General features: G+C 66.2%; 19 protein-coding genes. 6 read left to right on the top strand and 13 right to left on the bottom strand.

All coding sequences use genetic code 11. The annotated features are described in order from the left end of the window. Nucleotides 1-23: 23 nt before the first annotated feature. From rpsQ to rpsJ, 11 genes are read right to left on the bottom strand one after another with little or no spacing between them, the layout of a single operon-like run. Complete coding sequence (rpsQ, locus tag BLW40_RS07595) at nucleotides 24-263, bottom strand: 30S ribosomal protein S17 (RefSeq protein WP_074767138.1); 240 nt, start codon at nucleotides 261-263, stop codon at nucleotides 24-26. 16 nt (nucleotides 264-279) lie between these two features. Further along, entirely contained in the window at nucleotides 280-483 is a 204-nt protein-coding gene (rpmC, locus tag BLW40_RS07600) for a 50S ribosomal protein L29 (protein ID WP_021132399.1), read from the bottom strand. A 3-nt stretch (nucleotides 484-486) separates the two neighbouring features. Continuing rightward, nucleotides 487-903, bottom strand: coding sequence for a 50S ribosomal protein L16 (rplP, locus tag BLW40_RS07605; RefSeq protein WP_074767140.1), 417 nt, complete (start codon nucleotides 901-903; stop codon nucleotides 487-489). An 18-nt stretch (nucleotides 904-921) separates the two neighbouring features. Then, nucleotides 922-1,605, bottom strand: a complete 684-nt coding sequence (gene rpsC, locus BLW40_RS07610) for a 30S ribosomal protein S3 (protein WP_002725436.1) — start codon at nucleotides 1,603-1,605, stop codon at nucleotides 922-924. Between the two features lie 4 nt (nucleotides 1,606-1,609). Then, on the bottom strand, nucleotides 1,610-1,996 hold the full coding sequence (rplV, locus tag BLW40_RS07615; protein ID WP_002725434.1) for a 50S ribosomal protein L22: 387 nt from the start codon (nucleotides 1,994-1,996) through the stop codon (nucleotides 1,610-1,612). Between the two features lie 2 nt (nucleotides 1,997-1,998). Next, nucleotides 1,999-2,277 (bottom strand): 30S ribosomal protein S19, encoded by a 279-nt coding sequence (gene rpsS / locus BLW40_RS07620; protein WP_002725433.1) that lies wholly within the window; start codon nucleotides 2,275-2,277, stop codon nucleotides 1,999-2,001. A gap of 11 nt (nucleotides 2,278-2,288) precedes the next feature. Then, nucleotides 2,289-3,119: a 50S ribosomal protein L2 gene (rplB, locus tag BLW40_RS07625; protein WP_074767143.1), complete on the bottom strand. Its 831-nt coding sequence runs from the start codon at nucleotides 3,117-3,119 to the stop codon at nucleotides 2,289-2,291. Nucleotides 3,120-3,123: 4 nt separating this feature from the next. Beyond that, the gene (locus BLW40_RS07630; RefSeq protein WP_074767145.1) at nucleotides 3,124-3,432 is read right to left on the bottom strand and encodes a 50S ribosomal protein L23; all 309 of its coding nucleotides are present in this window, start codon (nucleotides 3,430-3,432) and stop codon (nucleotides 3,124-3,126) included. After that, nucleotides 3,429-4,049 carry a 50S ribosomal protein L4 gene (gene rplD / locus BLW40_RS07635; protein WP_002725426.1) on the bottom strand — a complete coding sequence of 207 codons (621 nt, stop codon included), beginning with the start codon at nucleotides 4,047-4,049 and terminating at the stop codon, nucleotides 3,429-3,431. The genes BLW40_RS07630 and rplD overlap by 4 nt, the downstream gene beginning before the upstream one ends. A gap of 12 nt (nucleotides 4,050-4,061) precedes the next feature. Then, entirely contained in the window at nucleotides 4,062-4,778 is a 717-nt protein-coding gene (gene rplC / locus BLW40_RS07640; protein ID WP_074767147.1) for a 50S ribosomal protein L3, read from the bottom strand. A 13-nt stretch (nucleotides 4,779-4,791) separates the two neighbouring features. Then, complete coding sequence (rpsJ, locus tag BLW40_RS07645) at nucleotides 4,792-5,100, bottom strand: 30S ribosomal protein S10 (RefSeq protein WP_002725423.1); 309 nt, start codon at nucleotides 5,098-5,100, stop codon at nucleotides 4,792-4,794. A 297-nt stretch (nucleotides 5,101-5,397) separates the two neighbouring features. Here rpsJ and BLW40_RS07650 point away from each other — a divergent pair, with 297 nt between their 5' ends. The 3 genes from BLW40_RS07650 to BLW40_RS07660 all read left to right on the top strand — a co-directional run bounded on the left by BLW40_RS07650 (nucleotide 5,398) and on the right by BLW40_RS07660 (nucleotide 10,768). Then, nucleotides 5,398-7,314: an ATP-dependent helicase gene (locus tag BLW40_RS07650; protein WP_074767149.1), complete on the top strand. Its 1,917-nt coding sequence runs from the start codon at nucleotides 5,398-5,400 to the stop codon at nucleotides 7,312-7,314. Between the two features lie 84 nt (nucleotides 7,315-7,398). After that, nucleotides 7,399-10,296 (top strand): coiled-coil domain-containing protein, encoded by a 2,898-nt coding sequence (locus tag BLW40_RS07655; RefSeq protein WP_074767151.1) that lies wholly within the window; start codon nucleotides 7,399-7,401, stop codon nucleotides 10,294-10,296. Between the two features lie 211 nt (nucleotides 10,297-10,507). Continuing rightward, a complete protein-coding gene (locus BLW40_RS07660; protein ID WP_074767153.1) occupies nucleotides 10,508-10,768 on the top strand; it encodes a hypothetical protein in 261 nt (86 codons plus the stop codon). A 13-nt stretch (nucleotides 10,769-10,781) separates the two neighbouring features. Here the strand turns inward: BLW40_RS07660 and BLW40_RS07665 are convergent, their stop codons facing one another. After that, nucleotides 10,782-11,543 (bottom strand): hypothetical protein, encoded by a 762-nt coding sequence (locus tag BLW40_RS07665; RefSeq protein ID WP_083386696.1) that lies wholly within the window; start codon nucleotides 11,541-11,543, stop codon nucleotides 10,782-10,784. Nucleotides 11,544-11,749: 206 nt separating this feature from the next. Between BLW40_RS07665 and BLW40_RS07670 the strand changes: the two genes are divergently transcribed. Continuing rightward, nucleotides 11,750-12,523 (top strand): carbonic anhydrase, encoded by a 774-nt coding sequence (locus BLW40_RS07670; protein WP_074767155.1) that lies wholly within the window; start codon nucleotides 11,750-11,752, stop codon nucleotides 12,521-12,523. A 145-nt stretch (nucleotides 12,524-12,668) separates the two neighbouring features. Next, nucleotides 12,669-13,574, top strand: coding sequence for a glycoside hydrolase family 25 protein (locus tag BLW40_RS07675; RefSeq protein WP_074767157.1), 906 nt, complete (start codon nucleotides 12,669-12,671; stop codon nucleotides 13,572-13,574). A gap of 52 nt (nucleotides 13,575-13,626) precedes the next feature. Here the strand turns inward: BLW40_RS07675 and BLW40_RS07680 are convergent, their stop codons facing one another. Continuing rightward, nucleotides 13,627-14,127 (bottom strand): rubrerythrin family protein, encoded by a 501-nt coding sequence (locus BLW40_RS07680; protein WP_074767160.1) that lies wholly within the window; start codon nucleotides 14,125-14,127, stop codon nucleotides 13,627-13,629. A gap of 156 nt (nucleotides 14,128-14,283) precedes the next feature. Here BLW40_RS07680 and sodC point away from each other — a divergent pair, with 156 nt between their 5' ends. Continuing rightward, the gene (gene sodC, locus BLW40_RS07685) at nucleotides 14,284-14,820 is read left to right on the top strand and encodes a superoxide dismutase family protein (protein ID WP_074767162.1); all 537 of its coding nucleotides are present in this window, start codon (nucleotides 14,284-14,286) and stop codon (nucleotides 14,818-14,820) included. Nucleotides 14,821-14,848: the final 28 nt, after the last annotated feature.

Genomic DNA, 14,848 nt, shown 5'->3' on the forward strand with positions numbered 1-14,848 from the left:
CCTTATTCCCAGATTCGCAACCGTCAAGCCTGCGGCTCGACGATCACTTCCCAGCACTTGGTCTTGGAGATCGGGCGGCACTCGCGGATGCGGATGGTATCGCCGGTCTTGAAGACGTTGTTCTCGTCGTGGGCGTGGTACTTCTTCGAGCGTCGGATGAACTTCTTGTAGATCGGGTGCATCACGCGCCGTTCGACGCTGACGACCACGGTCTTCTCCATCTTGTCGCTGACCACGACCCCTTGAAGAATGCGCTTCGGCATTTCGATGGGTCTCCTCTTACGACGCGCTGCGGGCGCGTTCGCCAAGCAGCGTCTTGATGGTCGCGATCTCGCGACGCACGGCACGCACCTGGGCGGTGTTCTCCAACTGGCCAGAGGCCCGCTGGAAGCGAAGATTGAACTGCGTCTTCTTCAGATCGACGACCAGCTCCTTGAGCTGATCCGAAGTCTTCTGGCGCAGATCGGCAGCCTTGTCGGCCATGGCTTAGATCCCTCCGATGCGGCTGACGAACTTGGTCTTGATCGGCAGCTTGGCCGCCGCAAGGGTGAAGCCGTGACGCGCGATTTCCTCGGACACCCCATCGACCTCGAACAGGATACGACCGGGAGCAACGCGGGCCACCCAGAATTCCGGCGCACCCTTACCCGAGCCCATGCGGACTTCGGCAGGCTTGCTGGAGACCGGCAGATCCGGGAAAATCCGAATCCACACCCGGCCCTGACGCTTCATGTGGCGGGTCAGCGCGCGGCGGGCCGCTTCGATCTGACGGGCGGTGATCCGCTCGGGCTCAAGAGCCTTCAGGCCATAAGCACCGAAATTCAGCGCCGCACCACCCTTGGTCAGGCCCTTAATCCGGCCCTTGTGGGCCTTGCGGTATTTAGTACGCTTGGGCGAAAGCATCGTCTAACCCTCTTCAGATCAGCGCGAAGCCGGGGCGTTTTCGCCCGCGGCCCGCTTGTCCTGGGCCATCGGGTCATGGGCGAGAATCTCACCCTTGAACACCCAGACCTTGACGCCGCAGGTGCCGTAGGTGGTCTTCGCGGTGGCAACACCGTAATCGACCTCGGCGCGGAGCGTGTGCAGCGGCACCCGTCCCTCGCGGTACCATTCCATGCGGGCGATTTCCGCTCCACCCAGACGACCGGAGCAATTGATCCGGATGCCCTGGGCACCCAAGCGCATCGCCGACTGAACCGCGCGCTTCATGGCACGACGGAAGGCGACGCGGCGCTCGAGCTGCTGAGCGATGCTTTCGGCCACCAGCTGGGCGTCCAGCTCGGGCTTGCGGATCTCGACGATGTTGAGATGCACTTCGCTGCCGGTCATCCGCGACAGCTCTTTGCGCAACACCTCGATGTCAGCACCCTTCTTACCGATCACCACGCCCGGACGGGCGGTGTGAATGGTAATGCGGGCCTTCTTCGCCGGGCGCTCGATCACCACCCGCGACACGCCGGCCTGAGCCAGCTTCTCGCGGAGATAGGCGCGCAGCTTCAGATCCTCGTGAAGCAGCCGGGCGTAGGTCTCGTCCGCGAACCAACGGGAATCCCAGGTGCGGTTGATGCCGACGCGCAGGCCGATCGGATTGACTTTCTGACCCATCTGGTTACTCCCCCGCCGCTTCGGCGCGTTCGCGCACGATGACGGTCAGATTGCTGAACGGCTTCTCCACCCGGCCGACGCGGCCGCGGGCACGCGCCTTCCAACGCTTCATGACCATCGCCTTGCCGACGTGGGCTTCGGCAACGAAGAGCCGATCAACGTCGAGCTGGTGATTGTTCTCGGCATTGGCGATCGCGGACTGGAGGACCTTGCGGACCTCCACTGCGACACGCCGCTTCGAGAAGGAGAGGGCGTTGAGCGCCACATCGGCCTTCAGGCCGCGGATGCTCTCGGCCACCAGGTTCAGCTTGCGCGGGCTGGTGCGGATCGTGGCGGCGAAGGCCTTGGCCTCGGTCTCCGCCAGAACCCTATCTGCGGGTTTCTTGCCCATGGCTACTTCCTCTTCGCCTTCTTGTCGACGGCGTGGCCGTAGAACGTGCGGGTCGGCGAGAACTCACCGAACTTATGTCCGATCATGTTCTCGGTCACCAGCACCGGGATGAACTTCTGGCCGTTATACACGCCGAAAGTCAATCCAACGAACTGCGGCAGGATGGTCGACCGACGCGACCAGATCTTAATCACCTCGTTGCGACCGCTGGCACGGGCCTTATCGGCCTTTCCCAGCAGATAGCCGTCGAGGAAGGGGCCTTTCCAAACGGAACGAGCCATTCTCGTCGCTCCTACTGGTTCTGATGACGGCGGCGCATAATCAGCCGATCCGTCTTCTTGTTGCTGCGAGTCTTCTTGCCCTTGGTCGGCTTGCCCCACGGAGTAACCGGGTGACGGCCGCCCGAGGTGCGGCCTTCGCCGCCGCCGTGCGGGTGATCGATCGGGTTCATGGCGACACCGCGAACGCTGGGACGACGTCCCAACCACACGTTGCGGCCAGCCTTGCCGAGCGACACGTTCTGCTGGTCGGGGTTCGACACCGCGCCGATAGTGGCGATGCATTCGCCCCGGACCATGCGCAGCTCACCGGACGACAGACGGAGCTGGGCGTAGCCCTGATCCTTGCCGACGAGCTGAACATACGTACCGGCGGAGCGGGCCAACTGTCCACCCTTGCCGGCCTTAAGCTCGACATTGTGGACGATGGTGCCGACCGGGATATTCTTCAACGGCATCGCGTTGCCGGGCTTGATGTCGACCTTCTCGCCGGCCACCACCTGATCACCGACCGCCAGACGCTGCGGGGCGATGATGTAGCTCTTCTCGCCGTCGGCATAGGAGAGCAAAGCGATGAACGCGGTACGGTTCGGATCGTACTCGAGCCGCTCGACCGTCGCGGCGACGTCGAACTTGGTGCGCTTGAAGTCGATGATGCGGTAGCGGCGCTTGTGCCCGCCGCCACGCCAACGGACGGTGATACGACCGGTGTTGTTACGGCCGCCCTTCGAGCGCAGACCTTCGGTCAGGCTCTTTTCGGGCTTGCCCTTCCACAAATCGGAGCGATCGACCAGGACCAGCTGGCGGCGGCCCGGAGTCGTCGGCTTGAACGTCTTCAGTGCCATGGCGTCAGACTCCCGTGGTCACGTCGATGGAGTGGCCCTCGGCCAGCGTGACGATCGCCTTTTTGACGTCGCTACGCACGCCGACGCGGCCGCGGAACCGCTTGACCTTGCCCTTGGCGATCAGGGTGTTCACGGCCGAGACCTTGACACCGAAGATGCCTTCGACCGCCGCCCGAATCTCGGGCTTGGTCGCGTCCAGAGGCACCTTGAAGGTCACCTGGCGGAATTCGGAACCCATGGTCGCCTTTTCGGTGATCACAGGAGCGCGGACCAGATCGAACATCCGCTCCTTGCTGATGACGAGCTTGCTCATTTCAGGCGGGCCTCCAGGGCTTCCACCGCGTCCTTGGTCAGGACCAGGGTGTCGTGGCGGAGGATGTCATAGACGTTCGCGCCCGCCTGCGGCAGCACATCCACATAGGGGATGTTGCGGCTGGCCAGAGCGAAGTTATCGTCCACGGCGGCCCCGTCGATCACCAGCACCGAAGACCAGCCCAGAGCGTTCAGCCGGGCGGCCAACTCGCGGGTCTTGGGGGTGGCGACGTTGGCGGCGTCGAGCACGAACAGCTTGCCGTCGCCGGCCTTGGCCGACAGCGCGGTCTTCAGCGCCAGCTTGCGGACCTTCTTGGGCAGATCGTGGGCATGGGAGCGCACGACCGGGCCGAAGATGGTGGCGCCGCCACGGAACTGCGGGCTCCGCAGCGAACCCTGACGGGCACGCCCGCCGCCCTTCTGGGCGAACGGCTTCTTGGTGGTGCCGGAGATCTCTTTGATCCCCTTGGTCTTGTGATTGCCCGAGCGGCGCTTGGCCAACTGCCAGTTGACCATGCGGGCCAGAATGTCGGTCCGGACCGGCAAACCGAACACGGTTTCGGCCAGTTCGATCTCACCGACAGTCTGATTTTCGAGGCTGATTACGTTCGTCTTCATCGCCGTTCTTCCTCAACTCTCGCCGGCTTCAACCGGGGCGGACGGGGCGTCGGCAGCGCTCTTGACGCCGGCCGGGAACGGCACGCCGTCGGGAAGCTTGCGCTTCACCGCGTCGCGGATCAGCACCCACGAACCCTCGTGACCGGGAACCGAGCCCTTGACCAGGATCAGGCCGCGCTCGGAATCGGTCGAAACGATCTTGAGGTTCTGGGTGGTCACCTGGACGTCGCCGAGATGGCCAGCCATCTTCTTGCCCTTGAACACCTTGCCCGGATCCTGGCGCTGACCGGTCGAACCGTGCGAACGGTGCGAGACCGAGACGCCGTGGGTCGCTTCCAGGCCGCGGAAGTTCCAGCGCTTCATCACGCCGGCAAAGCCTTTGCCGATCGTGGTGCCGGTGATGTCGACGAACTGACCGACGATGAAATGCGCCGCCGAGAGTTCGGTGCCGACCTCAAGGAGGTTTTCCGCGGAAACGCGGAATTCAGCGAGCTTCTTTTTCGGTTCGACTTTGGCCTTGGCGAAGTTGGCGCGAGCAGGCTTGCTCACATTCTTCACCTTGGCCGTGCCGGCGCCGAGCTGAACGGCAATATAGCCGTCCGTTTCCTCAGAGCGGGTCGAGACCACCTGGCAGGTGTCGACCTTCAGCACGGTGACGGGCAGATGAGTGCCGTCCTCGGCGAAGATCCTCGTCATGCCGACCTTCTGGGCGATGAGACCGGATCGCATCGTTGTTGGTTCCTTAGAGCTTGATCTCGACGTCGACACCGGCGGCCAGGTCGAGCTTCATCAACGCATCAACGGTCTGCGGCGTCGGATCGACGATGTCCAGCAGGCGCTTGTGCGTGCGAATTTCGAACTGTTCGCGCGATTTCTTGTCGATATGCGGGCTACGGTTGACGGTGAACTTCTCGATCCGGCTGGGGAGCGGGATCGGTCCGCGCACCTGCGCTCCGGTTCTCTTGGCGGTGTTGACGATTTCGCGGGTGCTCTGATCGAGAACGCGATGGTCGAACGCCTTGAGGCGGATGCGGATGTTTTGGCTTTCCATGATCAAGTCATCCGTCAAATCAGATCGGCGCCCCATCGGGGCGCCGATCGGTGAAGCAGGTTCAGTTCAAAGAGCCTCCCGCAGTAAGCCGCTCCCACCTCAGGGGGCGACTCTTACGGAAAAGGCCGAAGCCGAAGGCCAGCCTTATACAGGGCTTGTTGACCCAAGGCAAGCGTCGCGTGGACATCAAACCGACACGAACGCGATGTTTTTCGGGCAAAACGAGATATGCGACGGATCGCGCGATTCGGCAACATATCTTGGCGTCATGGCCTCCTTCGGGCTAGTGTGCCGCCCATGTCTTCCCCCTCCGCCGCGCCCGAAACCGGGCCGGAACGCCCCCTCCCCCTCGATCCCGATCAGCGTCTGGCCGCCGAGGCCATCGCCGCGTCGGTGCTGGTGCTGGCCGGTCCCGGCACCGGCAAGACCACCACCCTGGTCGGGCGCTATCGCCATCTGGTTGAGAGCGGCACCCCGCCCGCGCGGATCTTCGTATCGACCTTTACCGTCCGCGCCGCCGCCGAACTGCACCGGCGGATCGGCGACAGTGGCGGCGAGACGGTGCGGCGGCTGCCGATCGGGACCCTGCACAGCCTCGCGGCGCGGCTGCTGACCCGCTTCCCCCCGCCCGGCTGTCCGCCGGTGCGGATCTTCGACGATCAGGCCTGCGGTCGCCTGATCGCCCGCCACCGTCTTTATCATAGTGACGAGACCAAGCGGCCGCAGGATCTGTTCGGCGCCTACAAGGACCGTCTGCTTGACCCGGCGGCGGCGATGGCCGAAGCGAAGGCCAAGAACGAGCCGGACCTGATCGAGGCCGCCACCCTCTACGCCCGCTATCAGGAGGTGCTGAGTGCCGAGGGCGGGTTCGATTTCGGCGATCTGATCGTCGCCCTGGTGCGAGGGATGGAGAGCGATCCCGCCTACCGCGCCCGGATCGCCGGATTCTTCGACCATTTGCTGATCGACGAGTTCCAGGACATCAACCCGGCGCAGGAGCGGATGCTGCGCCTGCTGCGCGACCAGGGAGCGTTCCTGTGGGCGGTCGGCGACGACGACCAATGTCTCTATGCCTGGCGCTCGGCCGACCCCGCCTTCATCCTGGGGTTCGAAAAGGAATGGCCCGACCCGGCCCTGTTCCGGCTGTCGCGCAATTACCGCTCGACCGCCACCATCGTCGATGCCGCCCAGGCGCTGATCGGCGGCAACCGCAACCGCCACGCCAAGTCCCTGGCGGCGCAGAATCCGTCGCGGCTGCCGGTGACCGTCACCGGGCTGGAGGATGACGAGGACGAGGCCGCCTATGTGCTGCGCGTCGTCCGCGGGCTGGCGGGCAAGGGGGTTCCCTGGCACGAGATGGCGGTGCTCTACCGCGCCGGTCATGTCGGCTCGCGGCTTCAGATCGCTTTGGCCGAGGCTGGAGTGCCGGTGGTGGTGCGCGGCGCGGGCGAGTTCTGGCAACTGACCCCGGTGCGGTTGACCGCCGCGCTGATCCGGCTGATCGCCAATCCCGGCGACATGGAAGCCCGCGCCCTGCTCGGCCACGGCAAGCGGGTCGAGCGGTTGCTCGAACAGGCCCCGGACAAAATCGACGAGTCCGCCCCCTGGCCCGCTTTGTGCCGTCAGGTCGGGCGACTGGTGTCTTCGACGGCGCGGCCGCCCGGCGAAGAGGGGGTGCAGTGGCGCGACCTCTGCTACGCCGCCGCCGACCTTGCCGCCGAGACCGGCGGACTCGACCAATTCATCGCCTCGGTCGAAGAGCAGCGCCGCTCGCTCCGCGCCGCCGAGGCGGGCGGCGACGCCGTCGTGCTGTCAACGATCCACGGCGCCAAGGGGCTGGAATGGGCGGCGGTGGTGGTCGCGGGCTGCGAGGACGAGTTGCTGCCCCACGAATCCGCCCCCGATATCGAGGAAGAGCGGCGGCTGATGTATGTCGCGGTGACGCGGGCGCGGCGCTGGCTGGTGCTGAGCTTCGTCGCCGAACGGCGCAAGCGGGCGTTGCCCTCGCCCTTTCTGCGCGAATTGCTCGCCGGGCTGGACCCGGACCAGATCCGCTGGAACGACGACGACACAAGACGACGGGTTCAAGGCGCGCTCCGCTCCGCCGATACGCCGAAGCGCGCCGCGTTCGGCGACCGGACCAAGCCCCCGCCCAAGCCGCGCAAGTCCGGCGGCGGAACCAAGCCACGCGGGACGCGTGCCGGGCGGGTTTGATTTTCCTTGTTAAACAAGGCATCCTCGACAATGTGCGTCCGGGCGGGCCGGGTGGCGGGGATCTCACAGTCAGGGCTTGAAACGATGGGCGAGACGACGAACGGCGGCGACGACAACGCAGGACTCGACCTTTCGCCCGACCGGGAGGGCTCTTCCGTTCCCGCGCTGACTCCGCCGCCGCTGGGGCTGGCCCGCGTCGCCACGCCCGAGCCGCGCCCGGCCCCGTTGCCACAGCGTCCGGCCGGGCTGTCGCCCACCGTGGCGGCGGTGGCGGCCACCGCCGCCTGGCTGGCGGTCTGCGCCTATTACACCGCCAATTCGATCGGTTTCGCCAACCTGCTCGACATGCAGCCGCAGGAAATCGGCGGCATCGTCGGCGCCGCGTTCGTCCCCCTCGCCTTCCTGTGGCTGGTGGTGACCTCGCTCGATCGCGGCCGTGAGTTGCGCGACCTCACCCTCGATCTGCGCGAGCAACTGGAACGGCTGACCTCGCCGTCCGAGGGGATCGAGCGCCGGACCGGGGCCATCGCCGACACTCTAAAGCTTCAGGCCCGGATGCTGACCGACGCCTCGACCGAGGCCGCTCGCAGCGGCGAAGCGGTGCGCGACACCCTGTCCGGCCAGATCGACGCCCTGCGTTCGCTGTCCGGCCGGGTCGAGGGCGAAGCCCGCGCCGCCGTCGAAGCGCTGCGGGCCGAGGTGGCCCGGCTGTCCGACGCCACCGAGGCGGCGACCCAGCGCGCCCGCGAGATCGAAGGGGTGCTGCGGGTCCAGACTCACGATCTGTCCGGCGCGACCGAGGGCGCGGCGGCGAAGGTGCGTGACTTCGCCACCTTGCTGCAAGACCAGATCGACGGGATCGAGACGGTGTCGGCCCGCGCCGTTGCCCGCGCTGAACAAGCAGGCGGTCAGGTGCGCCAGCAGGCCGAAGCGCTCGATCAGGTGTCGCAATCGGCGGTGGTCCGGGCCGAGCAGGTGGTCGGGATGTTCGAACGTCAGACCGCCCAATTGGGCGACACCGTCGAATCCGCCGCCATCCGCACCGAAGGCGTCGCCACCGCCCTGGCCGAACGGATCGACGCCCTGCGCGGCCTGTTCACCCGTCAGAACACCGATCTCGATCAGGCGGCGGAACGACTGGCCGAACAGACCGGGCGGATTTCCGCCTCGTTGCAGCAGCAGGCCACCGGGCTTGACCAGATCACCGAGCGGGTGCTGTCACGGGTCCGCATCGTCGAGGAAGGACTGGGGGTCCAGTCGCGCGAACTGGTCTCGGCCTCGGATCAGGCGATGGCCCGCTTCCGCGAAATCGAGGACGTGCTGGCCCGCCACTCCGACTCCCTGCGCGGCGTCGCCGACAGCGCGGTGACCCAGATCGCCGGGATCGGCGAGGTGTTCGCCCAGCGCCGCGACGAGGTCGACAGTGCGGTCGATCGCGGCGTCACCCGCATCCGCGACCTTGGCGAATCGTTCCAGGCGCAAAGCCGCGCCCTGGTTGCCGCCTCGGATCAGATGACCGCGCGCGGCCGTGAAATTTCCGAGACGCTGCGCCTGCATATCGAGGATCTTGCCAAGGGGGCCGAGCGCGCCAGCGCCCAGGCCGAGGCGATCCGCCAGTCGCTGCGCAAGCAGGCCGACGAGCTGGCCGACGCCGCCAACGTCGTCTCGACCCAATCCAAGCTGTCCGAAGCCTCGCTCAACCAGCAGGCCCGCCATCTGATCGCCACCTCGGATCAGGTGATGGGACGGATCAAGACGATCACCGACACCTTGCGCCAGAACACCAACGATCTGGTCGGGATGTCGAGCCGGGTCGGCGGCGAACTGGAAGGCGTGGGCGAAACCCTGCGCCAGCGGGCGACCGATGTCGGTGTCGCCGCCAGCCGCGCCAACGCCGATACCGTCTCTGTCGCCGAAACGCTGGAGAAGCGGGCCGAGGCGCTGACCCAGACCACCGAGGCGTTGGGCCTGCGTCTGCGCGGCGCGGGCGACGCCCTGCGCCGCCAGACCGAACAGGTGGTCGCCACCGCCGATCAGGCCGAAGCCTCGGTCAGCGGCGTCGCCGAGGCGGTGCGGGTGCAGGGACAGGCCCTGGCCCGGGTCGCCGACGATTCGACCGAGGTGCTGCGCGCCTTCGGGGCCGCGATCCAGCAGAACGCGATCGAACTGAGCGAGGCCGCCCAGCAGGTGTTCGCCCAGTCCCAGACCGCAGGCGACGCGCTGCGCGCCATCAGCCGCGATTTCGAGGAAGGCTCGAACAAGACCGCGATCCAGGTCACCTCGGCCGGGGACATGCTGCGGGCGGGCATCCGCGAACTGACCGCCGCCGCCGAACGGATCACCGGGCAGGTCCGCGGTGCCGGAGACGGGCTGCGCCGCCACGCCGTCGAGCTTCAGGAAACCACCGACCGCACCGGGGCCAAGCTGGAAGCCGCCTTCGAAATGGTGCGGGCCAAATCGAACGATCTCGGCATCACCGGCGACCGGCTGGCCCAACAGGCCGAATCCTTCACCACCGGCTTCTCGCGCCAGATCGAGCAATTGGTCAGCGCCTCGAAGCTGGCCGAAATCCGCACCCAGCAATTGGAAGAAAAGCGCGCGCTGGCCTCGGTCGAGAACTTCCTGCAAAGCGCCGCCTTCATCGTCGAGAAGCTGCAATCGCTGTCGGTCGATATCGCCCGCATCTTCAACGCCAATATCGACGAGAAGGCGTGGCGCGACTTCCATGCCGGCGACCAGAGCATCTTCGTCCGCAAGATCCTGAAGAATCTCGACCGCCACCAGATCGCCTCGATCCGTTCGCGCTTTGAAGAGGACGGCGAGTTCCGCGATTACGCCACGCGCTATCTGGCCGAGTTCGAGGCCCTGCTCAATCAGGCCCGCAACTCCGACCATATGGATGTTCTGACCGGAACCTTCACCTCGTCCGAGGTCGGCAAATTGTATCTGGTCCTCGCCCGCGCCCTGGGCCGTTTGGAGTAGAACCGCCACCCGCATTTACAAGCCGTTTACATTCGGACAGCGGCGCGGTTCCGTTCTTTTTGTTGGCAGTCTTTCGCGCCGGGCGGTACGGTTCTCTGGCCCGGCGCGGGCGAGACTTAGCGACGAAAGGGAGACCCATGCACGTCGAATTGCTGCGATTCGTGTCCGCCGCCACCGACCGCGTCCGGTTCACCGGAACGGGCCGCGCGCGATGAGTACGCCTGACATCCTGGCGTCGGTCGATGCCTTGTTGGCGGAGAAGGACTCGCTCGATTGCCGCCTTGACGAGGCTCTCCACGCCTTCGCCGAATATGAAGAGCAGATGAACCAGCTCTGGCACAAAGCCGACGGCGACGAACGTCTGCGCCTGATGGCCGAACGCGCCAAGGTCGAGGAAACCCTGGGCATCGTCGCCATCGTCGAACGCCTCGACCAGATCCGCGCCCTGCTGGCCCATCTCCGCTCGGTCTGAGGGCTGCGGCTCCTTACCCCGCAGACGGCAGGGTCGCGGCGGCGCGGACGGCGAAATCGCCCGCGAAACTTTGCGGCCCGGTGTGGGTCAGGCGGCTGTCGAGATCGAGCCAGATCTCGCCGCCCAGATCGCGCCAGCGGCGACAGAAGGCATAATCCTCGCTGATATAGGCCCCGGTGTCGGGGTCGATCAGGCTTTCGAACAAGGCGTAGAGGTGGGGACTGGCCGTCGCCGGAGCCGGATAGGTGTGGGTGGCGCGGAAACGGGTGGCGGGATAGGCGGCGAACATCCGCTCAAGCGCGCCACGGCGGACCATCTGGAAGCCGCCCCCGGCATAGATCGCGGTGGCAAAGCGGCCGTCGCGGCGCAAATCCTCGCCCTGGCACAGGGTGCCGACATAAGACAGCCCCGCCGTCTGCAACGGCTCGCCGCCTTCGACGCAGCGCCGTGGCACCTGCGCCCAATCGACCGTCTTGACCGGATAAAACGCGCCGCAGAACTCCTTGTCGGCATCGAGCAGACGGCGGACCTGATCGGGCTCGAACGAGATGTCGGCATCGACGAACAGCAGGTGGGTGGCCTCGGGCGCATCCATGAACGCCGCCACCAGGGTCGCCCGCGCCCGCGACACCAGCGCGTCGCCGCCCAGCAGCGACAGGCTGACGTCGAAGCCAAGCTCCGGCCCCTCGCGCAGCAGGCGGATCACCGACAACATATAAAGCTGAGTAACCAGCCCGCCATAGCAGGGGGTGGCGATCTTGACGTGAGGCCTCATCAGCATGTCCCGTGGCAGAAAGGGGCGATGGCCGCATCATCGCCCGAGCCGGGCCGGAGCGGCACATTCTTTTTCCCCGACCCGACATGACCCGCGCCGTCCCTTATAAGGAAAACCACGTAAAGATCGACGATCCATGACGTTTGGGATAGGGTTGGCAAATCCAACCCGACCCGGGCAAGCTCTCCCATCCCCCTGGAGGTCTTATGAAGCTCAACCGCCTTTCCCTGACGGCCATGGCCGTCGCCGCCGGTCTGTTCGCCGGACGCGCCATCGCCGACGATCACGCCGCCCCGCATTGGAGCTATGAAGGCCATGGCAACCCGGCCGAATGGGGCCAGCTTTCCAACAGCTACGAAGCCTGCGGCGTCGGCAAGGACCAGTCGCCGATCGATCTGCGCGACGCCCGTCCGGCTCAACTGGCCCCGATCGAAATCCATTACCACCCGTTGCCTCTGGCCATCGTCAATAACGGCCATACCATCCAGGTCAACCTGCCCCCCGGCAATTACATCACCTTCGAAGGCGAGCGTTACGACCTGCTCCAGTACCATTTCCACACCCCCAGCGAACACACCTTCAACGGAAAGCCCGCGCCGCTCGAGCTTCATCTCGTCCACAAGGGCGCCCAATCCGGCAAGCTGACGGTGCTGGGGGTGGCCCTGGTCGCGGGCGAAGCCAACCCGGTGGTCCAGGCGGTGTGGAATATCGCGCCGACCGCCGCCGGTCCGGTCAAGGAAGCGCCGCTTACTCTGGTCGATCCGACCGCCCTGCTGCCGGCCCAGCGCGCCTATTACCGCTATGAGGGCTCGCTGACCACCCCGCCCTGCACGGAAATCGTCCATTGGGTGGTGTTCAAGCAGCCGGTGACGATCTCGCTGCCGCAGATCGACACCTTTGCCAAGCTGTTCCCCCACAATGCGCGGCCGGTCCAGCCGATCAACCGCCGCTTCATTCTCGAATCCCAACCGTCGCATTGATCCCCCGCTCCCAGCCCCGGTTCCGCCGCCCCGTGCGCGTCGGGACCGGGGTCTGCCGGAATAACATGCGCTTTAGACTTGCCTCTCGCTGCCGAAGCGACGACTTTCCCGCGGGCTTGCACCAGGATAGGGAGGACGGCGCGGCATGAGCGTTTCTCGCCGAATGGCGATGATGGGTCTGGCGGCCACGGTGGGGGGATGCGCCGCGCCGCCGCAACTGGCGCGCCGCCCGGCGCCGCCCTCTTCCGCCACGACCGCCACCGCCGCCCTGCCCGGCGACGATCTGGTGCTGCTGACCCCGCCCTCGAGGCGGCCCTCGGCGGTTCCCGGCGGTGTCGATGATCCGTCGCGGATCGGGCTCGACGCGGTGATCGACATCAGCCATTTCAATCGGGTCGGCGACATCGCGCGGGCACGGGCTGGCAGCAATATCCTGGGGGTGATCCACAAGGCCAGCGAAGGCTATGACTGGATCGACCCGCTTTACACCGAGCGCCGCGCCGCCTGCGAAGCCGCCGGATTGCTGTGGGGAGCCTATCATTTCGGCACCTTTGAGCGTCCCGGCGCCGAACAGGCCCGGTCGTTCCTGGCGGCGGCCCAGCCCTCGTCCGACACCCTGCTGGCGCTCGACCTCGAACTGAACGAGCGCAATCAGGCCAATTCGATGGATATCGTCCGCGCCGAGGATTTCGTCCGCGCCATCTTGATGGCGACCGGGCGGTTGCCTTTGCTCTACGTCCATCCCGCCTGGGCCGATGGCGAGGCGATGGGAGGCCGGGGCCGTACCCTGGGCGGCGCGATCCGCCCCGGCTCGATGCTGGCCGCCTGCGATCTGTGGCTGGCCGATTACCGGGCCCAGCCGGAATTGCCGACCGCCTGGGTCGGCCGGGGCTGGCGGCTGTGGCAATATGCGGGCGACGGCACCAGCGGCGGGCCGTTCAAGACCCGCACCCGTCAGGTTGCCGGAATCGAGAAATGCGACCGCAATCTGTTCGCGGCGGATCAGACGACTCTGACCCGCTATTGGCGGCGGGGGGCCAGATCCGGCTGACCCCCCTCCTTATTCCAATCCGCACGGATCGGAACCGATCCGTTTCGGCCGGTCAGACGATTTCGGAATACTTCTCGGCGCGAGCGTTGCAGACCGGACAGTGATCGGGAACGTCGCCGATCACGGTATGGCCGCACAGGGCGCAGACCGAGATTTTGGCGTCGGCGAGGTCCGCCCCGGCAACAACCGCGTCCAGCGCCGCAGTGAACAGACCGTGATGGATCTTTTCGACCGCCATCGCGTTTTTCAGCGAGATCGTCGCCGCCTTGGCCCCTTCGGCTTCGGCAGTGGCGACGAAGCCGGGATACATCTCCTCGAACTCGTGCTTTTCGCCCTCGATCGCCGCCGTCAGATTCTCGACGGTGCCGCCGACCCCGCCCATCGCGCGGAAATGAGCCAGGGCGTGAACGGTCTCGGCCGCCGCGACGGCACGGAACAGCTTCGCCACATGGGGAAAGCCATCCTTCGCCGCCGCTTCGCCATAAGCGAGATATTTGCGGTTGGCCTGGCTTTCGCCCGCAAACGCCTCGGCAAGATTCTCTTTGGTGGTCATCGCGTGTTCCCTTGACATGAGCCGGTCAATACTTTTGACAGAAGGCGGCATCCTACCCGAAACCAACCCGAGGGGAAAATGCGGATTGAAACGGGGATGGCAGGTCTACACCTGTGAAGGACCGCCCGCTTTGCGGGCCTCGCGGAGATCATTGCCATGACCAGATCCGCTTCCGCAGCCGTTGCCTTCGGACTCTGCCTTGCCGCCGGAACCGCCTTCGCCGACAGCCTCAGCATCCCGATCAACCGGGTCAATCCCGCCGGAGCGGGCGCGCCGGTGGGCGTGATTGTGGCCAGCGATGGCCCCGGCGGATTGGTGCTGGTTCCCCGCCTGCTCGGCTTGCCGCCCGGACCGCACGGCTTCCACCTGCACGAATTCCCCTCCTGCGCCGCCCGCGAGGTCGATGGCAAGACCATTCCGGCTCATACCGCGGGAGGACATTACGACCCCGACCGGACCGGAGCCCATCAGGGTCCGCACGGATCGGGCCATCGCGGCGACCTGCCCGCGCTGATCGTCGCCGAGGATGGCACCGCTGGAGCTCCGTTACTGGCCCCGCATCTGACCCTGGCCGACCTGCCCGGACATTCCCTGATGATCCATGTCGGCGGCGACAATTATGGCGATCAGCCTCTGCCGCTGGGCGGCGGCGGAGCCCGCCTCGCCTGCGGGGTGATCCCGGCCGCGAAATAGCGACCGGACCCCGGCAGTCGGGAACGCA

The organism is Magnetospirillum fulvum (assembly GCF_900108475.1).
Lineage (GTDB): Bacteria > Pseudomonadota > Alphaproteobacteria > Rhodospirillales > Magnetospirillaceae > Phaeospirillum > Phaeospirillum fulvum_A.

What these genes read in the sequence shown, in the direction of transcription:
- BLW40_RS07660 (WP_074767153.1), top strand. Translation starts at nt 10,508, where the DNA reads ATGAGTACGCCTGACATCCTGGCGTCGGTCGATGCCTTGTTGGCGGAG.
- rpsS (WP_002725433.1), bottom strand. Translation starts at nt 2,277, where the DNA reads ATGGCTCGTTCCGTTTGGAAAGGCCCCTTCCTCGACGGCTATCTGCTG.
- BLW40_RS07680 (WP_074767160.1), bottom strand. Translation starts at nt 14,127, where the DNA reads ATGACCACCAAAGAGAATCTTGCCGAGGCGTTTGCGGGCGAAAGCCAG.
- rpmC (WP_021132399.1), bottom strand. Translation starts at nt 483, where the DNA reads ATGGCCGACAAGGCTGCCGATCTGCGCCAGAAGACTTCGGATCAGCTC.
- BLW40_RS07665 (WP_083386696.1), bottom strand. Translation starts at nt 11,543, where the DNA reads ATGAGGCCTCACGTCAAGATCGCCACCCCCTGCTATGGCGGGCTGGTT.
- BLW40_RS07655 (WP_074767151.1), top strand. Translation starts at nt 7,399, where the DNA reads ATGGGCGAGACGACGAACGGCGGCGACGACAACGCAGGACTCGACCTT.
- rpsC (WP_002725436.1), bottom strand. Translation starts at nt 1,605, where the DNA reads ATGGGTCAGAAAGTCAATCCGATCGGCCTGCGCGTCGGCATCAACCGC.
- rplC (WP_074767147.1), bottom strand. Translation starts at nt 4,778, where the DNA reads ATGCGATCCGGTCTCATCGCCCAGAAGGTCGGCATGACGAGGATCTTC.
- rpsQ (WP_074767138.1), bottom strand. Translation starts at nt 263, where the DNA reads ATGCCGAAGCGCATTCTTCAAGGGGTCGTGGTCAGCGACAAGATGGAG.
- BLW40_RS07670 (WP_074767155.1), top strand. Translation starts at nt 11,750, where the DNA reads ATGAAGCTCAACCGCCTTTCCCTGACGGCCATGGCCGTCGCCGCCGGT.
- BLW40_RS07630 (WP_074767145.1), bottom strand. Translation starts at nt 3,432, where the DNA reads ATGAGCAAGCTCGTCATCAGCAAGGAGCGGATGTTCGATCTGGTCCGC.
- BLW40_RS07650 (WP_074767149.1), top strand. Translation starts at nt 5,398, where the DNA reads ATGTCTTCCCCCTCCGCCGCGCCCGAAACCGGGCCGGAACGCCCCCTC.
- rplV (WP_002725434.1), bottom strand. Translation starts at nt 1,996, where the DNA reads ATGGGCAAGAAACCCGCAGATAGGGTTCTGGCGGAGACCGAGGCCAAG.
- rplB (WP_074767143.1), bottom strand. Translation starts at nt 3,119, where the DNA reads ATGGCACTGAAGACGTTCAAGCCGACGACTCCGGGCCGCCGCCAGCTG.
- sodC (WP_074767162.1), top strand. Translation starts at nt 14,284, where the DNA reads ATGACCAGATCCGCTTCCGCAGCCGTTGCCTTCGGACTCTGCCTTGCC.
- rpsJ (WP_002725423.1), bottom strand. Translation starts at nt 5,100, where the DNA reads ATGGAAAGCCAAAACATCCGCATCCGCCTCAAGGCGTTCGACCATCGC.
- rplD (WP_002725426.1), bottom strand. Translation starts at nt 4,049, where the DNA reads ATGAAGACGAACGTAATCAGCCTCGAAAATCAGACTGTCGGTGAGATC.
- rplP (WP_074767140.1), bottom strand. Translation starts at nt 903, where the DNA reads ATGCTTTCGCCCAAGCGTACTAAATACCGCAAGGCCCACAAGGGCCGG.
- BLW40_RS07675 (WP_074767157.1), top strand. Translation starts at nt 12,669, where the DNA reads ATGAGCGTTTCTCGCCGAATGGCGATGATGGGTCTGGCGGCCACGGTG.